The following is a 24134-nucleotide window of genomic DNA, read 5'->3' on the forward strand; positions in this document are numbered from 1 at the left end:
ACGGGGACAAGAGAAAAATCACCCCGTCAACGGGCCGCCAGCGACTTGTAGACCCCGCAGCCCACGTACAAATCCCCCACGCGGCTCACATAGGACATCTTGGTCTGCACCGCCCCCGTGGCCGGGTTGTTGATGTCGTACTCGACCCAGCCCGGCGCCCTATCGGCCTGGGCCACGATGTCGCTCACCAGCCGGTCGCCCGCAATGCCGGGGATGTCCTGCACCCGGGTGCCCACCTTGGCGGGGTTGCCCCCAAACGCCCGGTAGGTGCCGGCGCTGTCCAGCACAAACACGTACATGTCCCGGTCATGGTACGGCTGGTTCTTGTCCGTCAGGCTGCGCAGGAACTGGTCGTGCGAAGTGGTTTTGAACAGGGCCACGGCCTTCTGTACCAAGGCCACCGCTTCATCGGCCGTGCCCTGCTGCAGCCGGAACGCCGCCACGGCCCGCGACAGGGTGGAGGCGCGCTGCTCCAGCGCCTCGGCCTGCGCCACCGCATGGCCCACCATCTGCGCGTTGTGCTGGGTGATCTGGTCCAGCTGCTGCACGGCCGAGCTCACCTCGCTCAGCCCCGTGCTCTGCTCTGCACTGGAGCCCGAAATTTCCGTCATGCTGGCGGCCACGCTGCGAATGCCACCCGCCATGTTGGCAATTCCGTCCCCGGCCGAGCGGATCAGCCCGGCACTGGCCTCGACCTGGCTCACCGAGGCGCCGATCAGCTCCCGAATCTCGCGTGCTGCATCGCCCGAGCGTTTGGCCAGGGTGCGCACCTCGCCCGCCACCACGGCAAAGCCTCTGCCTTGTTCACCCGCCCGAGCGGCCTCCACGGCCGCATTCAGCGCGAGGATGTTGGTCTGAAAGGCAATGCTGTCGATGACGCCAATGATTTCGGTCATGCGGCGGGCGCCCTGCTGGATGGCCTCCACCGACTGCACCGCCCGGGCCATGGCCTCGGCCCCCGCGTCGGCCGCCTTGCGTACATCGGCCGCCCGCGCATCGGCGCTGCGGGCGGTCTGGGCGTTGTTCTGCACGGCCGACGAGAGTTGCTCGACACTGGCGGCGGTCTGCTCCAGGTTGGCGGCCTGCTGCTCGGTGCGGTCGGCCAGCGAGCGGTTGCCTTGTGCCAGGCTCTGGCCTGCATGGGCGACCAGGGCTGCATTGCTGCGGATGTCGGCCACCATGGACGACAGGGTGAGCACCATCTGGTCCAGCGACTGCGCCATGGCCCCTATTTCGTCCTGACCGTACACACCGGCACGGGTACTGAGATCGCCTCGGGTGGTCTTCTCCATGGCGCGGGACAGGCCCTCCAGGTCGGACGACAGGCTCAGGTACAGCGCCAACAACCCATACAGCAAGGCCACCGCGCCCACGGCCCCGCCCCAACCCGGCGCAGCAGCGGTGGCTACCAGCACCACCGCCATCAACACCCCCAGCGTCACCAGTTTGCCGGGCAGGTGCCATCTGCGCATCCACCAGAGTCCGGGGCGCAGTGGTAGAAATCCAGACATCTTGTCTCCTGTTATGGTTCTTTCCAGCGGCGGATGCTATGTCCCCGCTCTTACGTCGGATTGACACAGGGGCCTTGAGGCGACAGCCGTGCATCCGATCCGGCGCCTGACGGCCCGGCCACACCTGGCGCACAGGCCTTTGCACAGTGGCCATCGCCCATAATGTCGCACCATGAATCCCCTGCTCTCCCACCTCCAGCCCTACCCGTTCGAGCGGCTGCGGCAACTCTTTGCGGGGGTCACGCCCCCGGCGGCCTACAGCCCCATCAGCCTGGGCATGGGTGAGCCGCGCCATCCTACACCGCAGTTCATCAAGGATGCACTTAGTAACAACCTGGAAGGACTGGCCAGCTACCCCGCCACGGCAGGCGAACCCCGGCTGCGCGAGGCCTTCACGCGCTGGCTGAACCAGCGCTATGCACTCAGCCTGGATGCGGGCACCCAGGTCCTGCCCGTCAACGGTTCGCGCGAAGCGCTGTTTGCATTCGCCCAGACCATCATCGATCCATCCCAAGGCCAGCCGCTGGTGGTCTGCCCCAATCCGTTCTACCAAATCTACGAAGGCGCAGCACTGCTGGCGGGCGCCCAGCCCTACTACGCGCCCAGCGACCCGGCGCGCAACTTTGCGGTGAACTGGGACACGGTGCCCGAGTCGGTATGGGAGCGCACGCAGCTGCTGTTTGTGTGCTCGCCCGGCAACCCCACCGGCGCTGTGATGCCCCTGAGCGAATGGCAAAAACTCTTCGCGCTGAGCGACCGCTACGGCTTCGTGATCGCTTCGGACGAGTGCTACAGCGAGATCTACTTCCGCGACGAACCGCCCCTCGGTGGCCTGCAGGCCGCAGAAAAACTGGGGCGGCGCGACTTCAAGAACCTGATCTCTTTCACCAGCCTGTCCAAGCGCAGCAACGTGCCCGGCCTGCGCAGCGGCTTTGTGGCGGGCGATGCTGCACTGATCAAGTCCTTCCTGCTCTACCGCACCTACCACGGCAGCGCCATGAGCCCTATCGTCCAGGCAGCCAGCATTGCCGCCTGGGGCGACGAGCAGCATGTCGTGGAAAACCGCGCGCGCTACCGCAAGAAATTTGCCCAGGTCACCCCCCTGCTGGCAGGCGTGATGGACGTAGCCCTTCCCGACGCTGGCTTTTACCTGTGGGCCAAGGTGCCTGATGCCCTGGGGATGACCGACGCCGAGTTCGCGCGGGCCCTGCTGGCTCAATACAATGTCACGGTGCTCCCCGGCAGCTACCTGGCCCGCGAGGCCCAGGGCAGCAACCCCGGCGCCCAGCGCGTGCGCATGGCCCTGGTGGCCGAAACCGAAGAGTGCGTGGAGGCCGCGCTGCGCATCGTGCAGTTCATCCAGTCCCGCACTGCCTGATTTCTGAATCCTGATCCACAGACTGACTGACAACAACATGACCCAACAACTGCAAACCATCATCGACAACGCCTGGGACAACCGCGCCAGCCTCTCGCCCGCCGCCGCCCCCAAGGAAATCCAGGACGCCGTCGAGCATGTGATCGCCGAGCTGAACAACGGCACGCTGCGCGTGGCCACGCGCGAAGGCGTGGGCCAATGGACCGTGCACCAGTGGATCAAGAAGGCCGTGCTGCTGTCCTTCCGCCTGAAGGACAACGAAGTCGTGAAGGCTGGTGACCTGGGCTTTTACGACAAGGTGCAGACCAAGTTTGCCCACCTGACGGAAGAAGAAATGAAAGCCACCGGCGTGCGCGTGGTGCCACCCGCCGTGGCCCGCCGTGGCAGCTTCATCGCCAAGGGCGCGATCCTGATGCCGTCGTACGTGAACATCGGCGCCTATGTCGGCGAAGGCACCATGGTCGATACCTGGGCCACCGTGGGCTCGTGTGCACAGATCGGCGCCAACGTGCACCTCTCGGGTGGCGTGGGCATCGGCGGCGTGCTGGAGCCGCTGCAGGCCGGCCCCACCATCATTGAAGACAACTGCTTCATCGGTGCCCGCTCCGAGGTGGTTGAAGGCGTGGTGGTCGAAGAGAACTCCGTGCTGGGCATGGGCGTGTACCTGGGCCAGAGCACCCCCATCTTCAACCGCGCCACCGGCGAGATCAGCTACGGCCGCGTGCCCTCGGGCTCGGTGGTGGTGAGCGGCAACCTGCCCAAGACGGCCGCCAACGGCACGCCCTACAGCATGTACGCCGCCATCATTGTCAAGCAGGTCGATGCGCAAACACGCTCCAAGACCAGCATCAACGACCTGCTGCGCGACTGATTGACGGGGACCTGCGGACGGCCCGGGCCGTTCGCCCCACCGACAGAGACCGACAACAAGAGGGACACACCATGAGCACAATGGAACGAATTCTTCGCCTGATGGCTGAGAAAAAGGCCTCCGACGTCTATCTGTCGGCCAACGCACCGGCGCTGATCAAGATCAACGGCGAGTGCGTGCCCATCAACAACCAGATCCTGCCGCCCGATGCGCCCCGCAACCTGCTTTCCGAAGTGGTCCCCCCGGACCGCATCGAAGAGCTGGAAGAAACCGGCGAACTGAACATGGGCGTGCCGCTCAGCGGCGTGGGGCGCTTTCGTATCAGCGCCATGCGCCAGCGGGGCAGCTATGCGGTGGTGATCCGCTTCATCTCGCAGCAGATCCCCGAGTTCGACACCCTGGGCCTGCCGCCTGTGATGCGCGAGCTCATCATGGAAAAACGCGGCCTGATCCTCATGGTGGGCGCCACCGGCTCAGGCAAGAGCACGTCGCTGGCGTCCATGATCGACACCCGCAACGAGGCCATGACCGGCCACATCCTCACCATCGAGGACCCGGTCGAATACCAGTTCAAGAACAAGAAATCCATCGTCAACCAGCGTGAGATCGGCAGCGACACGCAATCGCTGCAAACCGCGCTGAAAAATGCGCTGCGCCAGGCGCCCGATGTGATCCTGATCGGCGAAATCCGCGACCGTGAAACCATGTCCGCCGCCATTGCCTATGCCCAGTCGGGCCACCTGTGCCTGGCCACGCTGCACGGCAACAACAGCTACCACGCGCTCAACCGGATCCTGAGCTTCTACCCCGTGGAAGTGCGCCCCACCATGCTGGGTGACCTGGCCTCGGCCATGAAAGCCATCATTTCGCAGCGCCTGGTGCGCACCAGCGACGGCAGCCGTGCCCCGGCGGTGGAGGTCATGCTCAACACCAAGCTGGTGTCCGACCTGATCGAAAAAGGCGATTTCTCGGGCGTGAAGGAAGCCATGGAAAAATCCATGGCCGAGGGCTCGCAAACCTTCGAGGAAGCCCTGGCCCACCTAATCATGGACGCCAAGATCGACCGCAAGGAAGGCATGGCCTACGCCGACTCGCCCACCAACCTCATGTGGCGTCTGCAAAACGACTTTTCCCTGGCCGCCAACGCCGCCAAGGCCCAGAAGGAAGCGCGCGACACACCCGATGACGCGCCTTCGTTCACCGAAATCGTGCTGGACGTCAAACCAGCGGCATGAAATGTCTCCCCCCTGAGTCGCCTGCGGCGCCTCCCCCCTGGGGGACGACGCCCTCGATGCGGGGCGGCCCTTGCTAGGCGTCTCTCACCTAGGCCGCACTGATGCTGACGCATCGCTCTCTAATCACCGCTGACTGCACGGCCCCATCCCACCGAATCCCCAATGCCCCGTACCCTGCACCTCGCCGAACAGCTCATTGCCCTGCCCTCCATCACCCCGGAGGATGCGGGCTGCCTCGACCTGCTGGCCGCGCGGCTGGCCCCGCTCGGGTTTGAGTGCGAGCGCCTGGACAGCGGCCCGGCTGACTTCCGGGTCAGCAATTTGTGGGCAAAAAGGCCTCTACCGCGCGACCAGCTTGCCCAAACAGCTATCAAAACCGTAGTATTTGCAGGCCACACCGATGTGGTGCCCACCGGCCCGCTGGCGCAGTGGGGCAGCGACCCCTTCGTACCCACGCACAAGGACGGCAAGCTCTACGGCCGTGGCGCCAGCGACATGAAGACCTCGATCGCTGCCTTTGTGGTGGCCGTGGAGGAGTTCCTGGCCGCCACGCCCGAACCCCTGGTCCAGCTCGCCTTTTTGCTCACCAGCGATGAAGAAGGCCCCTCGGTGGACGGCACCAAGGTGGTGGTCGAACAGCTCAAGGCACGCGGCGAGCCGCTGCACTACTGCATCGTGGGCGAGCCCACCTCGGTCGAAAAGACCGGTGACATGATCAAGAACGGACGGCGCGGCACCCTGAGCGGCAAGCTCAGCGTGCGTGGCATCCAGGGCCACATCGCCTACCCGCAACTGGCGCGCAACCCCATCCACCAGGCCCTGCCCGCCCTGACCGAGCTGGCAGCCACCGTGTGGGACCACGGCAACGCCTTCTTCCCGCCCACGAGCTGGCAGATCAGCAACATGCACGGCGGCACCGGCGCCACCAACGTGATCCCGGGCGAGGTCGTGATCGACTTCAACTTCCGCTTCTCCACCGAATCCACCGCCGAAGCCCTGCAGCAGCGCGTACACGCCGTGCTGGACCGCCACGGCCTGGAATACGACCTGCGCTGGACGCTGGGCGGCCAGCCCTTCCTGACCACCCCGGGCGAGCTGGTCACCGCCGTGCAGCAGGCCATCACCGCCGAGACGGGCATCACCACCGAACTTTCCACCACCGGCGGTACCAGCGACGGCCGCTTCATTGCGCAGATCTGCCCGCAGGTCATCGAACTCGGCCCACCCAACGCCAGCATCCACAAGATCGACGAGCATGTGGTCGTGGCCGACATCGAGCCACTCAAGAACATCTACCGCCGCACACTGGAAAACCTGCACGCACAGGCCTTGGCAGCGATCGCGGTGGCCGCATGAGCACGCCCGAAACTCCACGCCCCGCCGTCACGGGCGACACCGTAGGCGCCCTGGTCGAGTCCGGAGCCGAGTGCCTGCGCGCGGCCGGAGTGTCCTTCGGCCACGGCACCACCAACGCCCATGACGAAGCCGCCTGGCTGGTGCTGTGGCGCCTGGGCCTGCCGCTGGACAGCGATCTCTCAGACGCGCTAGATTCGATAAAAAATCAGCCCGTCCCGACCGACCAGATTGCCTTGGTTGCTACACTTTTTGAAGAACGAATCAGCACCCGCAAACCTGCCGCCTACCTCACGCGCGAGGCCTGGCTGCAAGGCGTGCCCTTCTACGTGGACGAACGCGCCATCGTGCCGCGCAGCTTCATCGCCGAGCTGCTGGCCGACGGCAGCGTGGACGGATTCCTGAGCGAAAACACCCGCCAGGTGCTGGACCTGTGCACCGGCAACGGCAGCCTGGCCGTGCTGGCCGCCATGGCCTGGCCCGAAGTGCAAGTGACCGGCGCCGACATCTCGCCCGACGCCCTGGCCGTGGCCCGCATCAACGTGGAAAAACATGGCCTGCAGGACCGCATCCAGCTGCAGCTCTCCGATGGCCTGACCGCCCTGCCCGGCCCCTGGGACCTGATCCTGTGCAACCCGCCCTATGTCAACGCCGCCAGCATGGCCGCCCTGCCCAGCGAATACCGCGCCGAGCCGGAACTGGCCCTGGCCGGTGGCACCGACGGCATGGACTTCGTGCGCCAGCTGTTTGCCGCCGCACCTGCCTGCATGACAGAAGACGCCGTGATCATTCTGGAGATCGGCAACGAGCGCGCGTACTTCGAAGCGGCGTTCCCCCAACTGCCCGTTTTCTGGCTCGATACCAGTGCGGGAGAAGACCAGGTTTTGCTGGTCACTCGACAGGCCCTGGCCGCCCAAGCCCGCCTCACGGCACAATAGAGGGTTGCGCGCCGCCGCCTTGTGCATCGGTTCACCGATTTGCACTCGCGCTGGCCCCCTGATTTTTCATGCCACCCGCCTTGTGCGGGTGCGTCTTTTTCTGAGTTCCGGATGATCACCCTCAAGAACGTTACCCTGCGACGCGGCACCAAGGTCGTGCTCGGCAGCGTGTCCACCACCATCAATCCCGGCGAGAACGTCGGCCTGGTGGGCCGCAATGGCGCGGGCAAGTCCAGTCTGTTTGCCCTGCTCAGCGGCAAGCTGCACGAGGACGGGGGCGACTTCTACATCCCCACGAGCTGGCGCATGGCCGAGGTTGCGCAGAACATGCCCGAAACGGATCAGTCGGCCACCGACTTCGTGCTGGAGGGAGACACTCGCCTGACTGAAGTCCAGCAGCAGCTGGCCGAAGCCGAGGCCAGCGACGACGGCATGGCCATTGCCCATGCCTATTCGGACCTGCACGACGCAGGCGCGCACGACGCCGTGGCGCGTGCCCAGGCGCTGATTCTGGGGCTGGGCTTCCGCGTAAGCGAGCTGGATCAGCCGGTGGACAGCTTTTCGGGCGGCTGGCGCATGCGCCTGCAGCTGGCGCGCGCGCTGATGTGCCCCAGCGATCTGCTGCTGCTGGACGAGCCCACCAACCACTTGGATTTGGACGCCCTGGTCTGGCTCGAAGCATGGCTCAAGCGCTACGCGGGCACCATGATCGTGATCAGCCACGACCGCGAGTTCCTCGACGCCATCACCAACGTCACCCTGCAGATCCAGCAAGGCGAACTGAACCGCTACGGCGGCAACTACAGCAAGTTCGAAGAACTGCGCGCCCAGCAACTGGAACTGCAACAGGCCAGTTTTGCCAAGCAGCAGGAGAAGATGGCCCACCTGCAAAAGTTCATCGACCGCTTCAAGGCCAAGGCCAGCAAGGCCAAGCAGGCGCAAAGCCGGGTCAAGCAGCTCGAACGCATGGAGAAAATCGGGCCGGTGCTGGCCGAGGCCGACTTCACGTTCGAGTTCAAGGAACCGGCCAACCTGCCCAACCCGATGCTGGCCATCAGTGATGCATCGTTTGGCTATGTGGACGACGAAGGCGTGCCCACCACTATCCTCAAGGGCGTGAACCGCTCGGTGCTGGCGGGGCAGCGCATCGGCATCCTGGGCGCCAACGGTCAGGGCAAGTCCACGCTTGTCAAGACCATCGCCCGCACCATGAAGGCCCTGGGCGGCAGCATCACCGAAGGCAAGGGGCTGAACATCGGCTACTTTGCCCAGCAGGAACTGGACGTGCTGCGCCCCAGTGAGAACCCGCTGGAGCACATGATCCGCCTGGCCAAGGAGCTGGGGGCAGAGGCCAGGCAGCCCAGCCGCGAGCAGGACCTGCGCAGTTACCTGGGCAGCTTCAACTTCACGGGCGACATGGTCAAGCAGGCCGTGGGCACCATGAGCGGCGGCGAAAAAGCCCGCCTGGTGCTGGCCATGATCGTCTGGCAGCGCCCCAACCTGCTGCTGCTAGACGAACCCACCAACCACCTGGACCTGGCCACCCGCGAGGCCCTGGCCATGGCGCTCAACGACTTCGACGGCACCGTCATGCTGGTCAGCCACGACCGTGCGTTGCTGCGCTCGGTCTGCGAGGACTTCTGGATGGTGGGCCGGGGTGTGGTGGGGCCGTTCGATGGCGACCTGGACGACTACCAGCGTTACCTGCTCGAAGAGTCCAAGCGCCTGCGCGAAGAAGCACGGCTGGCCGATCAGGCACAGGTGGCGGGGGCGAACACCACAGCCGCCACACCCTCACCCGCCGCTGCTCCATCAGCCCCTGTCGCCGCCCCAGCCTCAACGCCTGCGGCCCCTGTATCCCCCGCAACCCGGGACGGCCGCGAACAGCGCAAGATCGACGCCCAGACACGCCAGCAGCTGGCCGAAAAAACGCGCCCGCTCAAAAAGGAGCTGGAGCAGATCGACAAGCGCCTTGCGGCACTGTCTGCCGAACGGGCCAGCCTGGAGCAGAAACTGACCGAACCCCTGCCCCCCGCCGAGATTGCCGAATGCGGCCGACGCCTGAAAGTGGGGAACGACGAAACGGCTCAGCTGGAAGAGCGCTGGCTGGAAATTTCTTCAGCGCTGGAGGAAATTTCGGCGGCCACCGCCACCTGAGGATGTAAATTCCTGTAAACAATCAACCGCTTTTTTGGCTTTATCCGTACTACGGCAAATCATTTATTGCTATAAAATTTGAAGCAAATTGATTGTAAACATTCGGGCACTTGCGGTTGCATTTTTTTGCGAAACGCTGTCAACGGACTGTGAATGGGCCGCGTTGTTGGTACATCACAGGAGTTTTCCAGCATGAACACCACCGCAATCTTGTCCGCTTGGCCCGAAGACGAACGCGATCGCAAGCGCGCCCCGACCCGCTTCTGAACGAAGGCGCGGCAGCCCGTTTCCCCATTCGCAGCCCACACAATGACCGCCATGTCATCAAAGCAAAAACCATGCCACAGCATGATGGACGCATTGACTTCATGGCCCATTGCTTGAGTCCACCGAAGAAAGGTCTGCAGGCAGCCCCTTCCCCTCTGCTCCTCCCAATAAAAAACCCCGCAATGCGGGGTTTTTTACTTTCCCGAGGGCCCACAGGCCCCAGAGATCAGCCCATGTGCAGGCCGCCGTTGACCGAGAAGTCGGCGCCCGTGGCATAGCCGCCTTCTTCCGAAGCCAGCCATGCAATGATCGACGCGATCTCGCTGGGTTCGCCCAGGCGCTTGACCGGCACGGTGGCGACGATCTTTTCCAGCACGTCGGGGCGGATCGCCTTGACCATGTCGGTGCCGATGTAGCCCGGGCTCACGGTGTTGACCGTCACGCCCTTGGTGGCCAGCTCCTGCGCCAGGGCCATCGAGAAGCCATGCATGCCCGCCTTGGCGGCAGAGTAATTGGTCTGGCCCGCCTGGCCCTTCTCGCCGTTCACCGAGCTGATGTTGACGATGCGGCCCCAGCCCTTTTCCACCATGTCTGCCACCACCTGCTTGGTGACGTTGAACATGCTGTTGAGGTTGGTTTCGATCACCGCATCCCAGTCTTCGCGCGACATCTTCAGGAACATGCGGTCGCGGGTGATGCCGGCGTTGTTCACCAGCACGTCGATGGTGCCATGCTCGGCCTTGGTCTTGCCGAAGGCCTCCACCGTGGAGTCCCAATCGCCCACATTGCCCACCGACGCGTAGAAGGTGAAGCCCTGGGCTTTCTGCTCTGCCAGCCACTTGGCGTGATCACGGGTAGGGCCACAGCCGGCGATGACCTTGAAGCCCTCCTTGTGCAGTCGTTGGCAGATGGCGGTTCCGATACCACCCATGCCACCGGTGACATACGCGACTTTCTGGCTCATGTGATTTCTCCTTGTTAGTGATTTGCCCAGCACCCACTCTACCGAAGAAAACAGGCCTTGCCGTGAAGGAAAACACTGAAGCCCTTTCCTTTTTGGCATATCGGCATGCGTCACACATCTGACACAACGCGGGCCCTAGTCCCAGTCACATTTTTGGTGCACGGCGCATGCTCGTGCCCGCCTGATGCACATCAAGGGGGCACAGCAACGATCAGAAACAAAAAAGCCGCGTTGCAACAACGCGGCTTGTCACTCCGGCCATGCCCAGAGCGTCCACACCGAATGGCGAGACGCCCAGCGGCGCGGCGGCGGCGACCGTCAACCCATCAGCGCTCCAGCGCCAAGGACACACCCATGCCACCGCCGATGCACAGCGCGGCCAGGCCCTTCTTGGCATCGCGGCGCTGCATCTCGTGCAGCAGCGTCACCAGGATGCGGCAGCCGGATGCGCCGATGGGATGGCCGATGGCAATGGCGCCACCGTTCACATTGACCTTGGCAGGGTCGATGGCGAGTTCCTTGTTCACGGCACAGGCTTGCGCTGCAAAGGCTTCATTCAGCTCGAACAGGTCCACATCGGCCGCGTTCCAGCCTGCACGCTGCAGGGCCTTGCGCGACGCGGGCACGGGGCCCATGCCCATGGTGGCGGGGTCCAGGCCGCTGGTGCCAAATGCAGCGATGCGGGCCAGGGGCGTGAGGCCCAGGGCCGCGGCCTTCTTGGCGCTCATCACCACCACTGCGGCGGCGCCGTCGTTCAGGCCCGAGGCGTTGCCCGCCGTCACGCTGCCCGCCTTGTCAAACGCGGGGCGAAGGCCTGCCAGCGCTTCGGCGTTGGTCTTGCGGTTGAGGTACTCGTCGGCGTTGAAGAGGATGGGGTCGCCCTTCTTCTGCGCCAGGCTCACACCCACGATTTCATCGGCAAACTTGCCCGCATCCTGCGCGGCGGCTGCCTTTTGCTGGCTGCCCAGGGCCAGGGCATCCTGCATGTCGCGGGTGATGCCATAGGCCTTGGCCACGTTCTCGGCCGTGATACCCATGTGGTACTGGTTGTACACATCCCACAGGCCATCGACGATCATGGAATCGACCATCTTCCAGTCGCCCATGCGCTGGCCGTCACGCGAGCCGTTGAGCACGTGGGGCGCTAGGCTCATGTTCTCCTGGCCGCCAGCCACCACGATGTCGCTGTCGCCCCAGGCCACGGCCTGGGCAGCAAGCATCACGGCCTTCAGGCCCGAGCCGCACACGGCGTTGATGGTGAGGGCCGGGGTTTCCTTGGCCACACCGGCCTTCATCGAGGCCTGGCGTGCGGGGTTCTGCCCCACGCCGGCCGTCAGCACCTGGCCCATGATGACTTCGCCGATCTGGTCGGACGACAGGCCCGCGCGGGCAATGGCTTCGCGGATCACGATGGCGCCCAGTTCGCTCGCGGGCGTCTTGGCCAGCGCGCCACCAAACTTGCCCACAGCGGTGCGGGCGGCCGAAACGATGACGATGTCTTCCATGGAATGTCCTTGTGGTTGGAGGTTGTTGCTGGGTAATTTTCGGGGTGCAGAAAGCCAGGGCGGGTCAGGACTTTTGCGTATCAGGATTTCTGCTTAACGTAGCGACCCGGAGCGGGCTCCAAGGCCTTGAACTTGGTGCCCTTGCCATAGCCCTTGGGCGCTGCGATCTGCTTGCCCGCATGGCCCTTGAGCCAGTCCGACCAGTCGGTCCACCAGCTGCCAGGGTGTTCAGTGGCACCTGGGAGCCATTGGTCCAGGGTGGCGGGGAACTTGCCATCGGCACGTATCCAGTGGCTGCGCTTGCCCTTGGCGGGGGGGTTGATCACGCCCGCAATGTGCCCCGAGGCGCCCATCACAAAACGCTTCTTGCCGGGCAGCACCTGGGTGGAGGCATAGGCTGCCGTGGCGGGCACGATGTGGTCTTCGCGCGAGCCGTAGATGTACACGGGCAGGTCCACCTGGCCCAGGTCCATCTTCTCGCCGCACACCGTGAGCTTGCCAGGCTTGATGAGGCTGTTTTCGAGGTAGAAGTTGCGCAGGTACCAGGCGTAGAACGGGCCCGGCAGGTTGGTGCTGTCGCTGTTCCAGTAAAGCAGGTCAAACGGAGGCGGGGTTTCGCCCTTGAGGTAGTTGCCCACCACGTAGTTCCACACCAGGTCGTTGGGACGCAGGAAGCTGAAGGTCGAGGCCAGGTCCTGCCCCTTCATCAGGCCGCCGTTGCCCATCTGCATCTCGCGGAACTTCACGAACGCCTCGTCGATGAACACATCGAGAATGCCGGTGTCGGAGAAATCAATCAGTGTGGTGAGGAAGGTGGCGCTGGCCACGGGCTCATCGCCGCGCGCTGCCAGCACGGCCAACGCATTGCTGAGGATGGTGCCCCCCACGCAGAAACCCAGAGCATTAATCTGCTCGGCCCCCGTGATGTTTTGCACCACGTCGATGGCGGCCATGGCGCCGTCTTCCACATAATCGTCCCAGGTCTTGTGGGCGAGGCTGTCGTCAGGGTTGCGCCAGCTGACCACAAAGGTCCGGTGGCCTTGCTCCACGGCGTAGCGGATCAGAGAGTTCTCGGGCTGCAGGTCGAGGATGTAGAACTTGTTGATGCACGGCGGCACGAGCAGGAAGGGCCGCTCGTACACCTTGGCGGTGAGCGGCTTGTATTCGAGCAACTGGAACAACTCGTTCTCAAACACCACCGCGCCTTCGGTAGTGGCCACGTTGCGCCCCACCTCGAACAGGCTTTCGTCGGTCATCGACACATGGCCTTGCGTGATGTCATGCAGCAGGTTCTGCATGCCCTTGGCAATGCTCTCGCCCTTGGTCTCGATGGCTTTCTTCTGGGCCTCGGCGTTGAAGGCCAGGAAGTTGCTGGGTGCCATGGCGGCCATCCACTGCTCCACACCAAAGCGGATGCGGGCCTTGGTCTTTTCGTCGGCCTCCACTGCGTCGGCCAGGCCCATGAGGGTGCGGGCATTGAGCAGGTATGCGGCGGCCGAGAACGCGGCCACCGGGTTGCTGGCCCAGCCCTCGCCAGCAAAGCGTTTGTCCTTGACTTCGGGCGCCCCCTGCAGGCCCTGGGCCCACAGCTCCTGGGCTTCTTTCAGGTATTGCTGCTGCAAGGCCTGCAGCTTGGGTTGCGAAAGCTGCAGCGCCGGGGCCGCAGGCATTTGCGCGCCCAGGTCCATCTTCTGAAACGATTGCAGCGCCTGCGACCAACTTTGCCCGAAAATCTGTTGGAACTGCTGGGCGCTCTCAGCCCAGGGTGATTCAGAATTCATGCTCTTTCCTCAATGGTTGATCGCTCGCAGCGGCAGAAGACCTTGGCGATCTCCCCCTCGGGTTCATTGTTGCCGACCCATTGGCGCATGGCAACGGATCCGGCACTTGCAGTGAACACAATTCAATGTACCTCATCGTCATCGCCTGGACCTACGTCACCCTCATGATGGCCGTGGCCGAAGCCACCAGCCCCACGGGCACGCTGCTCGGCGCCATCATCACCTTTGTGCTGTATGGCGTTCTGCCCATGGGCATTCTGGTCTACATCCTGGGCACACCGTCGCGCAAGCGGGCCATCAAGGCGCGCGAAGCCGCCGAGCAGGCCGCCTACGATGCGGAGCAGGCAGCAGCAACCGCATCAGCCACGCCAGATGCAGGCGGCGAACCGCCCGCTGGCGCCGAGCACGGCATCGTCGCGGCGGTGCGAAAAGAACCGTGAGGCGTTGGTCACAGTGCACCAGGGCACCGTGCTGTCATTGCCATAGATCTGGGTGATGCCCAGGGCCCGCAGCCGCAAGCGGGCCAAGCCTGCCAGATCGCACAGGTATTTGCCTGGGGCGTCCGCACGGGCCACAAAGCAGTCTTGCGCGGCAGCATCTGCGTCGCAGAACGCCTCGCGCACCTCGGGCCCCACTTCAAACGCCTGGGGGCCGATGCAAGGGCCCAACCAGGCCAGTGTGTCCGCAGCCACCGCAGGCGCAGCAGTGTTTGCTTCACTTTCAATAGCTACCGAGGCAATAGGGGCGCGCGCAAGGGCCTTAAAACGCTCAAAAGTGGACTCCAGTACCCCTTGCCCGCCCTCTCCCGCCAACCCGCGCCAGCCTGCATGGGCGGCAGCCACCACCTTGCCACTGCGGTGGGCCAGCAGCACCGGCAGGCAGTCGGCCACCATGATGGTGCAGACGGCACCCGGGGCCGTGGCCACGCAGGCATCGGCCTCGGTGCCATCGGGCGTGGCGGCATCCAGATGGACCACGCCGTCACCGTGCACCTGGTTCAGGAACACAACCCGGGCCATTGGAGTTTGCGTCTGCAGCGCGACTTGCAATGTCTCCCGGTTGGCTCGCACCGCAGCCGGGTCGTCGCCCACATGGGTGCCCAGGTTCAGGCTGTCGTAGGGCGGCAGACTGCTGCCCCCCGTGCGCGTGGTGCACAGCGCCCACACGCCGGGCGGCGCGGGCCAGTCGGGAACCAGCCAGTCGGCGCCCGCAGGCACTGGGGCGGCCATCAGGCCTCGAAGTCCGGGCAGGCCGAGGGCTGCGCCTGCTGAAACGCTGGCAGCGCCATGCAGGCCTCAAACGCCCCCATCGTCAGCGGCAAGCCGTCCAGATTCACATTAAAGCGCTTGCCATTGAAGATTTGCGGGACCAGGCAGCAATCGGCCAGGGTGGGCACGTCGCCCCAGCACAGCACCGACGGGGCCAGGCCCTGGGCGGCACGCTCCTGCGCCAGCAGCGCGAGCTGCCGCTCGAAGGCCTCCAGCCCGCTGCGCACCCAGTGGTGGTACCAGGCGTTCTTGGCGTCTTCGTCCACCTTCAGGTCCCGCGCCAGGTACTTGAGCACACGCAGGTTGTTGAGCGGATGGATCTCGCAGGCCACCATCTGCGCCAGTGCCCGCACATGGGCGCGGGCCATTGGTGTGGCGGGCAGCAGGGCGGGCGCGGGGTGGGTTTCGTCCAGGTATTCGATGATGGCCATCGACTGCGACAGCGCCGTGCCCCCGTCCGTTACCAGCGTGGGCACCAGCGCATCGCCAATGCGGCTGGCGTACTCCGGCGCCTTGTGCTCGCCCTTGACGAGGTGCACGGGCAGATAGTCGTAGGCCAGGCCCTTGATCTGAAGTGCGATGCGCACACGGAACGAGGCAGAGGAGCGGAAGTAGTTGTAGAGCTGCATGTGGAAACCCGTCGATGAATCGATGAACCGGTGGAGGTGCCGGGGAATGCTGCTGCGGCGGCGCCCCGGCGGCCGAGAGCAGAGGTCAGGCGCCTGAGGTGCCCGCCGGGTCCTGGTGGTTGTAGACGACCTTGGACAGGATGGACATCAGATCCACGCGCTCCTGCGCGTTGAGCGGTGCCATCAGGCGCTCCTGCACACGCTGGGCGGCATCGCGCATCTGCAGGGCGGCCACCTCGCCCTCGGGGGTGATCCACAAGAGCTTGCGGCGGCGGTCGCGAGTGTCGGGCTCGCGGCGGATCCAGCCGCGCTTTTCCAGCCGCCCGATGACCGAGCCCGAGGTCGCCGCATCAAACGCCACCCGCGCAGCCAGGGTGACCTGGTCTTCGCCCGGCTGAGCCAGCAGCTCGTGCAAGATGGCGAACTGCACCGGCGTCACGTCAAACCCGGCGGTTTCTTCCATGAAAAGCGCCACGGTCCGCTGGTGGGCGCGGCGCACAAGGTGGCCCGGCGTGTTGTGGAAATCGAAGCTCTTTGCCATGGGCGCGAGTGTAGCGCCCCACAGCAGGCGGCCCCCAGCCATGGCACACTGCCACGGGGTGCGCACCACCCCACCCGGCCAACACCCATGGCTCGCGCACAAACCGGTGACAGCGACCTGCTGCACCGCAGGTTGGCGCAGGCCCCACCCCATGAAAGACCGACAGACATGAGCTACGTGTTTACCCCCGCCCCCGTGGCCAGCGTGCCCGTGGTGGGCAGCGGCGACCGCTTTCCCGTGCACCGCATCTACTGCGTGGGCCGCAACTACGAAGAACACGCGAAGGAGATGGGTTTCACCGGCCGCGAACCACCCTTCTTCTTCATGAAGCCCGCCGATGCCATCGTGGTGGTCAACACCGGTGAAACCGGCCAGTTGCCCTACCCCAGCCTCACCGCCAACCTGCACCACGAGATCGAACTGGTGGTGGCCATTGGCAAGGGTGGCAAGAACATCAAGGCCGCCGATGCGTTCGCGCACATCTACGGCTATGCCGTGGGCCTGGACATGACACGCCGCGACCTGCAGAACGACATGAAAAAACAGGGCCGCCCCTGGTGCATCGGCAAGGGCTTTGATGCCAGCGCGCCCATTGGCCCCATCACCCCGGCTGCCCAAGCGGGCGACGTGGCCAAGGCGGCCATCTGGCTGCAGGTCAACGGAGCGGACAAGCAGCGCAGCAGTGTGGCGCAGCTGATCTGGAACATTGCCGAAACCATCGAACACCTTTCGGCCGCGTGGGAGCTGCAGCCCGGCGACCTGATCTACACCGGTACCCCCGAAGGCGTGGGCGCCGTGGTGCGCGGCGATGTGCTGGAGGGTGGTGTCGAAGGCCTGGGCACGCTGCGGCTGAGCGTGGTGTAGACCCGTCTGGAAGCAACCTGCGCTCCCGCCGGGGGCGCCTCCAGGCTCCAAACACTCATTTTTTGATAGCTATCAGCGCTTACCCAGCGGGCGCAGAGGCCATTTTTGGATCAAAATCCCCGCATGACTTTCCGTAGCCCCATCAAACACTGCCGCGCCTGCGGCACCGCCGTGGTCTACCGGCTGCCGGACGACGGCGACACCAAACAGCGTGCGGTGTGCCCCGCCTGCAACACAGTGCACTACGAAAACCCGCTGAACGTGGTGGGCACCGTGCCCGCGCTGCCCGATGGGCGCATCCTGCTGTGCAAGCGCAACATCGAGCCACGCTGGGGCAAGTGGACGTTGCCTGCGGGCTTCATGGAGCTGGACGAAACCACGGCCCAGGGCGCCGCACGCGAGACGGACGAAGAAGCGGGCGCACAGATCGAGATCGGCCCGCTGTTCAGCCTACTCAACGTGCGCCGCGTGGGCCAGGTGCATCTGTTCTACCGCGCCACACTGCTCAGCGACCAGTTCAACCCCGGGTACGAAACCATCGAGGCGCGGCTGTTTGCAGAAGACGAAGTGCCGTGGGACGAGATTGCCTTTCGCACCGTCAAGGAAACGCTGGAGGCTTACTTCGCAGACCGCAAGGCCGGGGCCTTTGGCCTCCACGTGATCGATATCGAGTAGCAGCGCGCGCCGCAGGCTTTCTGAATCCGTTGGCGCTGGCGTCCGCCGCTACCTGCCAACGTTACACGCAGTCTTCAGCCGCCCACCCGCTCCTCCGCAGGCACAGGCGGGGCCACATTGCCCGGAACACCTGGCGACCCCCCAGGCATGGACGGCTGGTTGGGATCGCTGCGGAACAGCCCCCGCAGCCAGTCGCGCATGGTGTCCAGCGAACTGTCGGGCGGCGGCGCCGTGCGGGTGTCGAACTCATCCACAAACCTTGCATTGCCATCGATCACCTTGCTGCGGATGGCCTGCTGCATGAACTCGCCCACCATGGGCAGCGCGCTGCGGGCGCCCTGCCCCCAGTGGTCGCTGCGCAGGGTGATGCGGCCGTCGTTGAAGCCTGCCCAGGCGCCCACCACCACGCGCGGGTTCATCAGGATGAACCAGCCGTCGGTGTTGTCCTGGGTGGTGCCCGTCTTGCCCGCTACATCGGCCTGGATGCCGTAGCGGCTGCGGATGGCGGTGGCTGTGCCATGGTCGATGGCGCCCCGCATGGTGTTGCGCAGGGTTTGCGCTGCGCGGGCATCGAACACCGCCTCGGGGGCGGAGGGGGCAAACGTCTCCAGCACCTTGCCGTGGCGGTCTTCGATGCGGGTGATGAGCACCGGCTCCACATAGCGCCCCAGGTTGGCGATGGAGCTGTAGGCCGACACCATCTCCTTGAGTGTGACCGGGCTGGTGCCCAGCGCGAGCGAGGGTACCTCTTCGAGCTTGGACTGGCGCACGCCCAGGGCCCGCGCCACCTCGGCCACACGGGCAGGGCCCACCTGGTGCATGACCTGGGCCGTGATGGTGTTCTTGGAGCGTGCCAGGCCATCGGCCAGCGTCATGGGTTCGTCGCTGGCCGGGCCGCCGTCGGTGGGCCGCCACACGCGGCCGCCACCCAGGGGGATCTCCACCGCTGAGTCCATGAGCGTGTCGTCGGGCGACGCGCCCTGCGCAAAGGCAGCGCCGTACACAAAGGGCTTGAAGGTAGAACCCGGCTGGCGCCGCGCCGCCTGCACATGGTCGAACGGGTCTTGCGCAAAGTCGCGGCTGCCCACCCAGGCCAGCACATGGCCGGTGACAGGGTCTTGCGCCAGAAAACCGGCCTGCACGCGTGTCTTCTCGGCGCGCAGTTTTTGCAGGAAGGCGGTGTCATCCAGCAGCGCCTGCAATGCCTCTTCGGGGGCCTGGCCCTTGTCCACGGCGTTGCGGTACTCGGCGCTTTCGCGCACCAGCGTCTGCACCAGCTCGCTCTTCGGGCCCCAGCCATTGCGCTGCGACCAGGCGGTATCGGCCACGCCCTGCAGCTGGCGCCCCTGGCGCGCCACGGCCTGGTTGGCGATGGCCTGCAGGCGCGAGTCGATGGTGGTGCGGATCACCAGGCCATCGGCATACAGGTTGTAGCCATGGCTGTCGGCCCACTCGATGAGCTGCTTGCGCAACTGCATTGCGAAGTGCGGTGCCGGGCCCATCACCTCGGTCTGGCGCTCGAAGTTGACGCGCAGCGGGCGTTTTTGCAGGGCCTCAAGCTGTTTCGCTTCCAGCTTGCCGCGCTTGACCATTTGCGACAGCACCGTGTTGCGCCGCGCCTGCGCGCGCTCGGGGTTGAGCACGGGGTTGTAGTAGGCCGTGCCCTTGAGCATGCCAATCAGCGTGGCGCTTTCAAGCACATTGAGCTTGTCGGCCGACTTGTCGAAATACGTGCGTGCGGCCATCTCGATGCCGTAGGCGTTGTACAGAAACGGCACGGTGTTGAGGTAAGTCTCCAGGATCTCGTCCTTGGTGTAGGACGCCTCGATCTTCAGGGCCGTGATCGCCTCCTTGAGCTTGCGCGTGAGCGCCTGCGGGAACACGCGCGAGCGGCCGATCTCGTCTGGAAACAGGTTGCGCGCCAGCTGCTGCGTGAGGGTGGAGCCGCCCTGCGGATCGCCGCGCAGCGTGTGCACCACCGACGATGCCGTGCGCTTCCAGTCCAGCCCGAAGTGGTCGTAAAAGCGGTGGTCTTCGGTGGCGATGAGGGCATTCACCACATTGGGCGAAATCTCGTTCAGTTCCACCCATTCGCGGTTGGCCCAGCGGTATTCGGCCAGCAGCTTGCCGTCTACCGACATGAGCTGCGCGGGCAGCTCGCTTTTGGCTTTGCGGATATCACTGATGGAGGGGGTGAACGGGATCAGCACCAGCGTGTAGGCCAGCACGGCGGCAGGCAGTGCCAACACGCCCCACAGCAGCGCGCGGCGCAGCGGGCGGGGCATCCAGGCAAACAGGCCGGCCAGCCAGCAGAACAGGCCCGCAGCGCGGGCCTGGAGAGAAAGCAGCAAGGTGCGCATCAAAAACCCAGAGAAAAAAGAGCGCAAAAAGAGCGCGTCAGGTGCCCGCACCCGACAACAAGGCCAGCATGCCCGCTTCGTCCAGCACCGGCACGCCCAGCTCTTCGGCCTTGGCCAGCTTGCTACCGGCCTCTTCGCCCGCGACCACGTAGCTGGTCTTCTTGCTGACCGAACCAGCCACCTTGGCGCCAGCGGCCTCCAGCATGTCCTTGGCCGCATCGCGGCTGAGCGTGGGCAAGGTGCCTGTCAGCACCACGGTCTTGCCCGCCAGGATCTGCGGGGCACGCTCGGCCACCGGGCCTTCGGGCCAGGTCACGCCGCAGGCGCGCAGTTGCTCGACCACCTCGCGGTTGTGCGGCTGCTGAAAGAAGGTGTGCAGGCTCTGCGCCACCACGGGGCCCACATCGTTCACCTCCAGCAACTGCTCCACGCTGGCATCCATGATGGCGTCCAGCGTGCCAAAGTGCCGCGCCAGGTCCTTGGCCGTGGCCTCGCCCACATGGCGCAGCCCCAGGCCGAACAGAAAACGTGGCAAGGTGGTCTGCTTGGATTTTTCGAGTGCAGCCAGCACGTTCTGGGCCGATTTCTCGGCCATGCGCTCCAGCGCGATGAGCGAGGTCAGGCCCAGCCGGTACAGGTCGGGCAACGTGCGGATCACGTTGGCATCCACCAGCTGGTCCACCAGCTTGTCGCCCAGGCCCTCGATGTCCATGGCGCGGCGCGCGGCAAAGTGCAGGATGGCTTCCTTGCGCTGCGCGGCGCAGAACAGACCGCCCGTGCAGCGGTGGTTGGCTTCGCCTTTTTCGCGCACCACATCGCTGCCGCACACAGGGCAGGCCGTGGGCATGCGGAAATTCTTCACATACCCCGTCCGCTGTCCGGGGATGACGCCCACCACCTCAGGAATCACATCGCCCGCACGGCGCACGATGACGGTGTCGCCCGCGCGCACGCCCTTCTTGCGGATCTCGAACAGGTTGTGCAGCGTGGCATTGGTGACGGTGACACCGCCCACAAACACCGGTGCCAGGCGCGCCACCGGCGTGATCTTGCCCGTGCGCCCCACCTGCACATCGATGCCTTCAATCTTGGTGGCCATCTCCTGCGCGGGGTACTTGTGCGCCACGGCCCAGCGCGGCTCGCGGGTCTTGAAGCCCAGGTCGCGCTGCAGCTGCAGGGAGTTGACCTTGTAGACGACGCCGTCAATGTCGTACGGCAGCGCATCGCGGCTAGCACCCACCTGCTGGTGAAATGCTACCAATTCAGTAGCGCCCACCGCAATTTTTACCTGCGTTGCGACCGGAAACCCCCAGGACTTCAGCGTCTGAAGCATCTCGTAGTGCGTGCGGAACACCGGCCCGCCATCGCCGGGCGGCGTGATGGCGCCCAGGCCGTAGGCAAAAAAGCTCAAGGGGCGCTGGGCGGTGATGTTGGAGTCCAGCTGGCGCACCGCCCCTGCGGCCGCGTTGCGCGGGTTCACAAAGGTCTTGCCGCCCTGCTCCCGCTGGCGCTCGTTCAGCGCATCGAAGTCGGCGCGGCGCATGTAGACCTCGCCACGTACTTCGAGCAGCGGCGGTACACCGCCAGGCAGCGTGAGGGGTATCTGCCGGATCGTGCGGATGTTGTGCGTCACGTCCTCGCCCACCTCACCATCACCGCGCGTAGCGGCTTGCACCAGACGGCCGTTTTCATAGCGCAGGCTCATGGCCAGGCCGTCGAACTTGGGCTCGGCCACGTATTCGATGGCGGGGTCAGCGTCAGCCAGGCCCAGCTCGCGCCGCACGCGCGCATCAAACGCCTGGGCACCCGTCGCTTCGGTGTCGGTCTCGGTGTGGATGCTGAGCATGGGCACCGTGTGGCGCACGGGCGCCAGGCCTTCCATCACCGCGCCAATCACGCGCTGCGTGGGCGAGTCGGGGGTGACCAGGTCAGGGTGCGCGGCCTCCAGCGCCTGCAACTCGCGGAACACGCGGTCGTATTCGGCGTCGGGCACGGTGGGCTCGTCCAGCACGTAGTACTGGTGTGCCCAGTGGTTGAGCTGGTCACGCAGTGCTTTCATTTTGATAGCTGTCTGCGCTTGCTCAACGGGCGCTGGGGTAGAAAAAAGGTCAAAATTCTCGGACATGGCCGCTGCGGTCTTTCTGGGATCTGCCCAACGGCTTCAAAGTTCGTCACCGGGGATCTGACCACCCACAGCGGGCGCATCTTTGATCTCAAGGCGCACACGTGCAGGCATGTGCTTGCGCACAAACTCTACAACCCGCTCATCGTGTCTCCCATACGTCGTCGTGAAGCGGATGGCATCGCCATGGCGCCGCTCGAACACGAACTTGCGCCTGATGAAATCGCCGTGCAAGGTCAGCGCCTTGACCTCGCGCAACACAATCTCTTGCTGCCGAGGCACCCACCGTGACGACAAGGAGAAGAGCGCGGTGCCGTCATGAATGCGTACCAGCGGGTGGCCTGCGGGACCGAACTTGCGCCGCTCTGCCCATTGGCGCCAGCCCAAGAAACCCGCCAGCCCCAGGTAAACCGCGCCCATTGCGTACATCTGCCCAAAAGCCACAACACCCACACCGGCGGCCGCCAGCACCGAGGACTTGAACAGCTCCAGCGTCTGCAGCCCTGGGCGATACAGCCCCTGGTCACGCTCCACCAAGGGCGGGAGAAAAAATGCACGCCAGTTCAAACGGCCTCCACCTTGCTATGGGGTGTGCTCAACTGAACAACCGCCGCGCGAGCACCGACCCCGCCGACAGATCCCGTCCATCGAGCTGGTCATACAGCAGCTCCAGGTCCGCAGCGATCGGGTCCATGGCCATGGCGGGCAGCGGCGTGCCGTTCTGGTCGCACAGCACGCCGTCCATAGCCTGGCACAGGGCGGCGGCCACGTCGCGCAGGCGGGCAAAGGGCTGTTCGGTGCGGTGGACCTGGGCAACATCCAGGCTCAGCGTGATGTCGCGAATCGCGGACTGGTCCGGGTCTTCGGCCAGGGCAGCCTGGGTGTCGTAGCCCAGGGTGAGCAAGGGCGGCAGGCCCTGGGTGCTGGCGGGCAGCACCAGGCGGCCAGGCATGGCGCCGGGCACAAAGCCCAGGCGGGCAGCGTTCTGTTGCACGTAGCCAGGGCTCCAGGCGGCCTGGCGGGCGCGCAGCATGAACATGAGCTGGGCGTCGTGGTCGCTGGCGAACTGGTCCAGCTCGCGGGCGCGGGCCACTTCCTGCAGCATGTCGGGGAAGTCGGGGGCGGCGTTGATGGTGTCGGCAAAGGCCTGGGCCTTGACCACGAACTCGGAGAACTCGATCTCGTTGAGCGCGCCCATGCGGTTGGCGAGCTGCACGCCCGCCTGGAACGACTGGTAGCGCTGGCCGGGGGCCGGGGTTTCCCACTGCTGGGTGGCTTCGTTCAGGCCTTCGATGGCAAAGGGCTTGCTGCCTGCACGGCGGGTGGGTGGCAGCGCGGCCAGGGCTGCGTCGCCGGACACGACGTGCTCAGGCTGCAGCGAGGCGATCACATCGATAAGCGGGTCCAGCCCGGGGCGGCGCTCCGAGGAGAACGGAGGTACGGGCAGTTGCAGCGCATCGCCCTCGTCCACAGCGTGGGTGGAGGGGTCTGGGCCCCGGTCCAGACCATGAAACTCGCCGCTGGGCACCGCTGCAGCGGCATCAAAACCGGGCTCCTGGCGCAGCGCAGGTTCTGCCGCGTGTTCACTGTCCTGCGGCAAGGCGCGCTTGGGCGCGTTGCGGCGCGAGGTCCAGGTGTTGTAGGCCACGATCAGGGCCAGCACCAGGCCACCGATGATGGCGAGACTCAGTTGCAATGTGCTCATGTTTGAATCA

General features: G+C 65.2%; 21 protein-coding genes. 9 read left to right on the top strand and 12 right to left on the bottom strand.

From position 1 onward, the window contains the following. Positions 1-26: 26 nt before the first annotated feature. The gene (locus tag ACYZGB_RS03905; protein ID WP_462386889.1) at positions 27-1511 is read right to left on the bottom strand and encodes a methyl-accepting chemotaxis protein; all 1485 of its coding nucleotides are present in this window, start codon (positions 1509-1511) and stop codon (positions 27-29) included. Positions 1512-1683: 172 nt separating this feature from the next. Here ACYZGB_RS03905 and dapC point away from each other — a divergent pair, with 172 nt between their 5' ends. The 6 genes from dapC (at position 1684) to ACYZGB_RS03935 (ending at position 9443) form a co-directional block, all read left to right on the top strand. After that, positions 1684-2889 carry a succinyldiaminopimelate transaminase gene (dapC, locus tag ACYZGB_RS03910; protein ID WP_462386890.1) on the top strand — a complete coding sequence of 402 codons (1206 nt, stop codon included), beginning with the start codon at positions 1684-1686 and terminating at the stop codon, positions 2887-2889. A 37-nt stretch (positions 2890-2926) separates the two neighbouring features. Next, entirely contained in the window at positions 2927-3760 is an 834-nt protein-coding gene (gene dapD, locus ACYZGB_RS03915; protein ID WP_462386891.1) for a 2,3,4,5-tetrahydropyridine-2,6-dicarboxylate N-succinyltransferase, read from the top strand. Between the two features lie 71 nt (positions 3761-3831). Then, positions 3832-4995, top strand: a complete 1164-nt coding sequence (locus ACYZGB_RS03920; protein WP_462386893.1) for a PilT/PilU family type 4a pilus ATPase — start codon at positions 3832-3834, stop codon at positions 4993-4995. Positions 4996-5157: 162 nt separating this feature from the next. Next, positions 5158-6351, top strand: coding sequence for a succinyl-diaminopimelate desuccinylase (dapE, locus tag ACYZGB_RS03925; protein WP_462386894.1), 1194 nt, complete (start codon positions 5158-5160; stop codon positions 6349-6351). After that, positions 6348-7286 carry a 50S ribosomal protein L3 N(5)-glutamine methyltransferase gene (gene prmB, locus ACYZGB_RS03930; protein ID WP_462386895.1) on the top strand — a complete coding sequence of 313 codons (939 nt, stop codon included), beginning with the start codon at positions 6348-6350 and terminating at the stop codon, positions 7284-7286. Before dapE ends, prmB begins: the two co-directional genes overlap by 4 nt. Before the next feature lie 111 nt (positions 7287-7397). Next, positions 7398-9443: an ABC-F family ATP-binding cassette domain-containing protein gene (locus ACYZGB_RS03935; protein WP_462386896.1), complete on the top strand. Its 2046-nt coding sequence runs from the start codon at positions 7398-7400 to the stop codon at positions 9441-9443. Between the two features lie 59 nt (positions 9444-9502). Here the strand turns inward: ACYZGB_RS03935 and ACYZGB_RS03940 are convergent, their stop codons facing one another. The 4 genes from ACYZGB_RS03940 to ACYZGB_RS03955 form a co-directional block, all read right to left on the bottom strand. Continuing rightward, positions 9503-9820: a hypothetical protein gene (locus ACYZGB_RS03940; RefSeq protein WP_462386897.1), complete on the bottom strand. Its 318-nt coding sequence runs from the start codon at positions 9818-9820 to the stop codon at positions 9503-9505. A gap of 116 nt (positions 9821-9936) precedes the next feature. Next, on the bottom strand, positions 9937-10674 hold the full coding sequence (phbB, locus tag ACYZGB_RS03945; RefSeq protein ID WP_462386899.1) for an acetoacetyl-CoA reductase: 738 nt from the start codon (positions 10672-10674) through the stop codon (positions 9937-9939). Positions 10675-11000: 326 nt separating this feature from the next. Continuing rightward, complete coding sequence (locus ACYZGB_RS03950; protein WP_462386901.1) at positions 11001-12179, bottom strand: acetyl-CoA C-acetyltransferase; 1179 nt, start codon at positions 12177-12179, stop codon at positions 11001-11003. Positions 12180-12259: 80 nt separating this feature from the next. Next, on the bottom strand, positions 12260-13960 hold the full coding sequence (locus tag ACYZGB_RS03955) for a PHA/PHB synthase family protein (protein ID WP_462386903.1): 1701 nt from the start codon (positions 13958-13960) through the stop codon (positions 12260-12262). A gap of 125 nt (positions 13961-14085) precedes the next feature. Between ACYZGB_RS03955 and ACYZGB_RS03960 the strand changes: the two genes are divergently transcribed. Continuing rightward, positions 14086-14400 (top strand): hypothetical protein, encoded by a 315-nt coding sequence (locus ACYZGB_RS03960; RefSeq protein WP_462386905.1) that lies wholly within the window; start codon positions 14086-14088, stop codon positions 14398-14400. Here ACYZGB_RS03960 and ACYZGB_RS03965 read toward each other — a convergent pair. The 3 genes from ACYZGB_RS03965 to ACYZGB_RS03975 all read right to left on the bottom strand — a co-directional run bounded on the left by ACYZGB_RS03965 (position 14320) and on the right by ACYZGB_RS03975 (position 16398). Then, a complete protein-coding gene (locus ACYZGB_RS03965; protein WP_462386907.1) occupies positions 14320-15189 on the bottom strand; it encodes a purine nucleoside phosphorylase YfiH/LACC1 family protein in 870 nt (289 codons plus the stop codon). The two genes, ACYZGB_RS03960 and ACYZGB_RS03965, sit on opposite strands and share 81 nt — an antisense overlap. Beyond that, complete coding sequence (maiA, locus tag ACYZGB_RS03970; protein ID WP_462386909.1) at positions 15189-15857, bottom strand: maleylacetoacetate isomerase; 669 nt, start codon at positions 15855-15857, stop codon at positions 15189-15191. Before maiA ends, ACYZGB_RS03965 begins: the two co-directional genes overlap by 1 nt. A gap of 85 nt (positions 15858-15942) precedes the next feature. Then, a complete protein-coding gene (locus ACYZGB_RS03975) occupies positions 15943-16398 on the bottom strand; it encodes a MarR family winged helix-turn-helix transcriptional regulator (RefSeq protein ID WP_063460880.1) in 456 nt (151 codons plus the stop codon). 168 nt (positions 16399-16566) lie between these two features. Here ACYZGB_RS03975 and ACYZGB_RS03980 point away from each other — a divergent pair, with 168 nt between their 5' ends. Both ACYZGB_RS03980 and ACYZGB_RS03985 read left to right on the top strand, forming a co-directional pair. Beyond that, positions 16567-17262 (top strand): fumarylacetoacetate hydrolase family protein, encoded by a 696-nt coding sequence (locus tag ACYZGB_RS03980; protein WP_462386912.1) that lies wholly within the window; start codon positions 16567-16569, stop codon positions 17260-17262. A 123-nt stretch (positions 17263-17385) separates the two neighbouring features. Next, positions 17386-17937, top strand: coding sequence for an NUDIX hydrolase (locus tag ACYZGB_RS03985; RefSeq protein WP_094291158.1), 552 nt, complete (start codon positions 17386-17388; stop codon positions 17935-17937). A gap of 74 nt (positions 17938-18011) precedes the next feature. Here ACYZGB_RS03985 and ACYZGB_RS03990 read toward each other — a convergent pair whose 3' ends face one another. The 4 genes from ACYZGB_RS03990 to ACYZGB_RS04005 are packed head-to-tail and all read right to left on the bottom strand — an operon-like array spanning position 18012 to position 24124. Then, on the bottom strand, positions 18012-20297 hold the full coding sequence (locus ACYZGB_RS03990) for a penicillin-binding protein 1A (RefSeq protein ID WP_462386914.1): 2286 nt from the start codon (positions 20295-20297) through the stop codon (positions 18012-18014). A 37-nt stretch (positions 20298-20334) separates the two neighbouring features. After that, positions 20335-22422, bottom strand: coding sequence for an NAD-dependent DNA ligase LigA (gene ligA, locus ACYZGB_RS03995; protein WP_462386916.1), 2088 nt, complete (start codon positions 22420-22422; stop codon positions 20335-20337). Between the two features lie 36 nt (positions 22423-22458). After that, a complete protein-coding gene (locus ACYZGB_RS04000; RefSeq protein ID WP_462386918.1) occupies positions 22459-22956 on the bottom strand; it encodes a hypothetical protein in 498 nt (165 codons plus the stop codon). 58 nt (positions 22957-23014) lie between these two features. Beyond that, positions 23015-24124, bottom strand: a complete 1110-nt coding sequence (locus ACYZGB_RS04005) for a cell division protein FtsZ (protein WP_462386920.1) — start codon at positions 24122-24124, stop codon at positions 23015-23017. Positions 24125-24134: the final 10 nt, after the last annotated feature.

This window comes from Acidovorax sp. Q11 (assembly GCF_054950075.1).

Excerpts from the sequence above, each read along its gene's own strand:
- ACYZGB_RS03905 (WP_462386889.1), bottom strand. The coding sequence starts at position 1,511 with ATGTCTGGATTTCTACCACTGCGCCCCGGACTCTGGTGGATGCGCAGA.
- dapC (WP_462386890.1), top strand. The coding sequence starts at position 1,684 with ATGAATCCCCTGCTCTCCCACCTCCAGCCCTACCCGTTCGAGCGGCTG.
- dapD (WP_462386891.1), top strand. The coding sequence starts at position 2,927 with ATGACCCAACAACTGCAAACCATCATCGACAACGCCTGGGACAACCGC.
- ACYZGB_RS03920 (WP_462386893.1), top strand. The coding sequence starts at position 3,832 with ATGAGCACAATGGAACGAATTCTTCGCCTGATGGCTGAGAAAAAGGCC.
- dapE (WP_462386894.1), top strand. The coding sequence starts at position 5,158 with ATGCCCCGTACCCTGCACCTCGCCGAACAGCTCATTGCCCTGCCCTCC.
- prmB (WP_462386895.1), top strand. The coding sequence starts at position 6,348 with ATGAGCACGCCCGAAACTCCACGCCCCGCCGTCACGGGCGACACCGTA.
- ACYZGB_RS03935 (WP_462386896.1), top strand. The coding sequence starts at position 7,398 with ATGATCACCCTCAAGAACGTTACCCTGCGACGCGGCACCAAGGTCGTG.
- ACYZGB_RS03940 (WP_462386897.1), bottom strand. The coding sequence starts at position 9,820 with ATGGGCCATGAAGTCAATGCGTCCATCATGCTGTGGCATGGTTTTTGC.
- phbB (WP_462386899.1), bottom strand. The coding sequence starts at position 10,674 with ATGAGCCAGAAAGTCGCGTATGTCACCGGTGGCATGGGTGGTATCGGA.
- ACYZGB_RS03950 (WP_462386901.1), bottom strand. The coding sequence starts at position 12,179 with ATGGAAGACATCGTCATCGTTTCGGCCGCCCGCACCGCTGTGGGCAAG.
- ACYZGB_RS03955 (WP_462386903.1), bottom strand. The coding sequence starts at position 13,960 with ATGAATTCTGAATCACCCTGGGCTGAGAGCGCCCAGCAGTTCCAACAG.
- ACYZGB_RS03960 (WP_462386905.1), top strand. The coding sequence starts at position 14,086 with ATGTACCTCATCGTCATCGCCTGGACCTACGTCACCCTCATGATGGCC.
- ACYZGB_RS03965 (WP_462386907.1), bottom strand. The coding sequence starts at position 15,189 with ATGGCCGCCCCAGTGCCTGCGGGCGCCGACTGGCTGGTTCCCGACTGG.
- maiA (WP_462386909.1), bottom strand. The coding sequence starts at position 15,857 with ATGCAGCTCTACAACTACTTCCGCTCCTCTGCCTCGTTCCGTGTGCGC.
- ACYZGB_RS03975 (WP_063460880.1), bottom strand. The coding sequence starts at position 16,398 with ATGGCAAAGAGCTTCGATTTCCACAACACGCCGGGCCACCTTGTGCGC.
- ACYZGB_RS03980 (WP_462386912.1), top strand. The coding sequence starts at position 16,567 with ATGAGCTACGTGTTTACCCCCGCCCCCGTGGCCAGCGTGCCCGTGGTG.
- ACYZGB_RS03985 (WP_094291158.1), top strand. The coding sequence starts at position 17,386 with ATGACTTTCCGTAGCCCCATCAAACACTGCCGCGCCTGCGGCACCGCC.
- ACYZGB_RS03990 (WP_462386914.1), bottom strand. The coding sequence starts at position 20,297 with ATGCGCACCTTGCTGCTTTCTCTCCAGGCCCGCGCTGCGGGCCTGTTC.
- ligA (WP_462386916.1), bottom strand. The coding sequence starts at position 22,422 with ATGTCCGAGAATTTTGACCTTTTTTCTACCCCAGCGCCCGTTGAGCAA.
- ACYZGB_RS04005 (WP_462386920.1), bottom strand. The coding sequence starts at position 24,124 with ATGAGCACATTGCAACTGAGTCTCGCCATCATCGGTGGCCTGGTGCTG.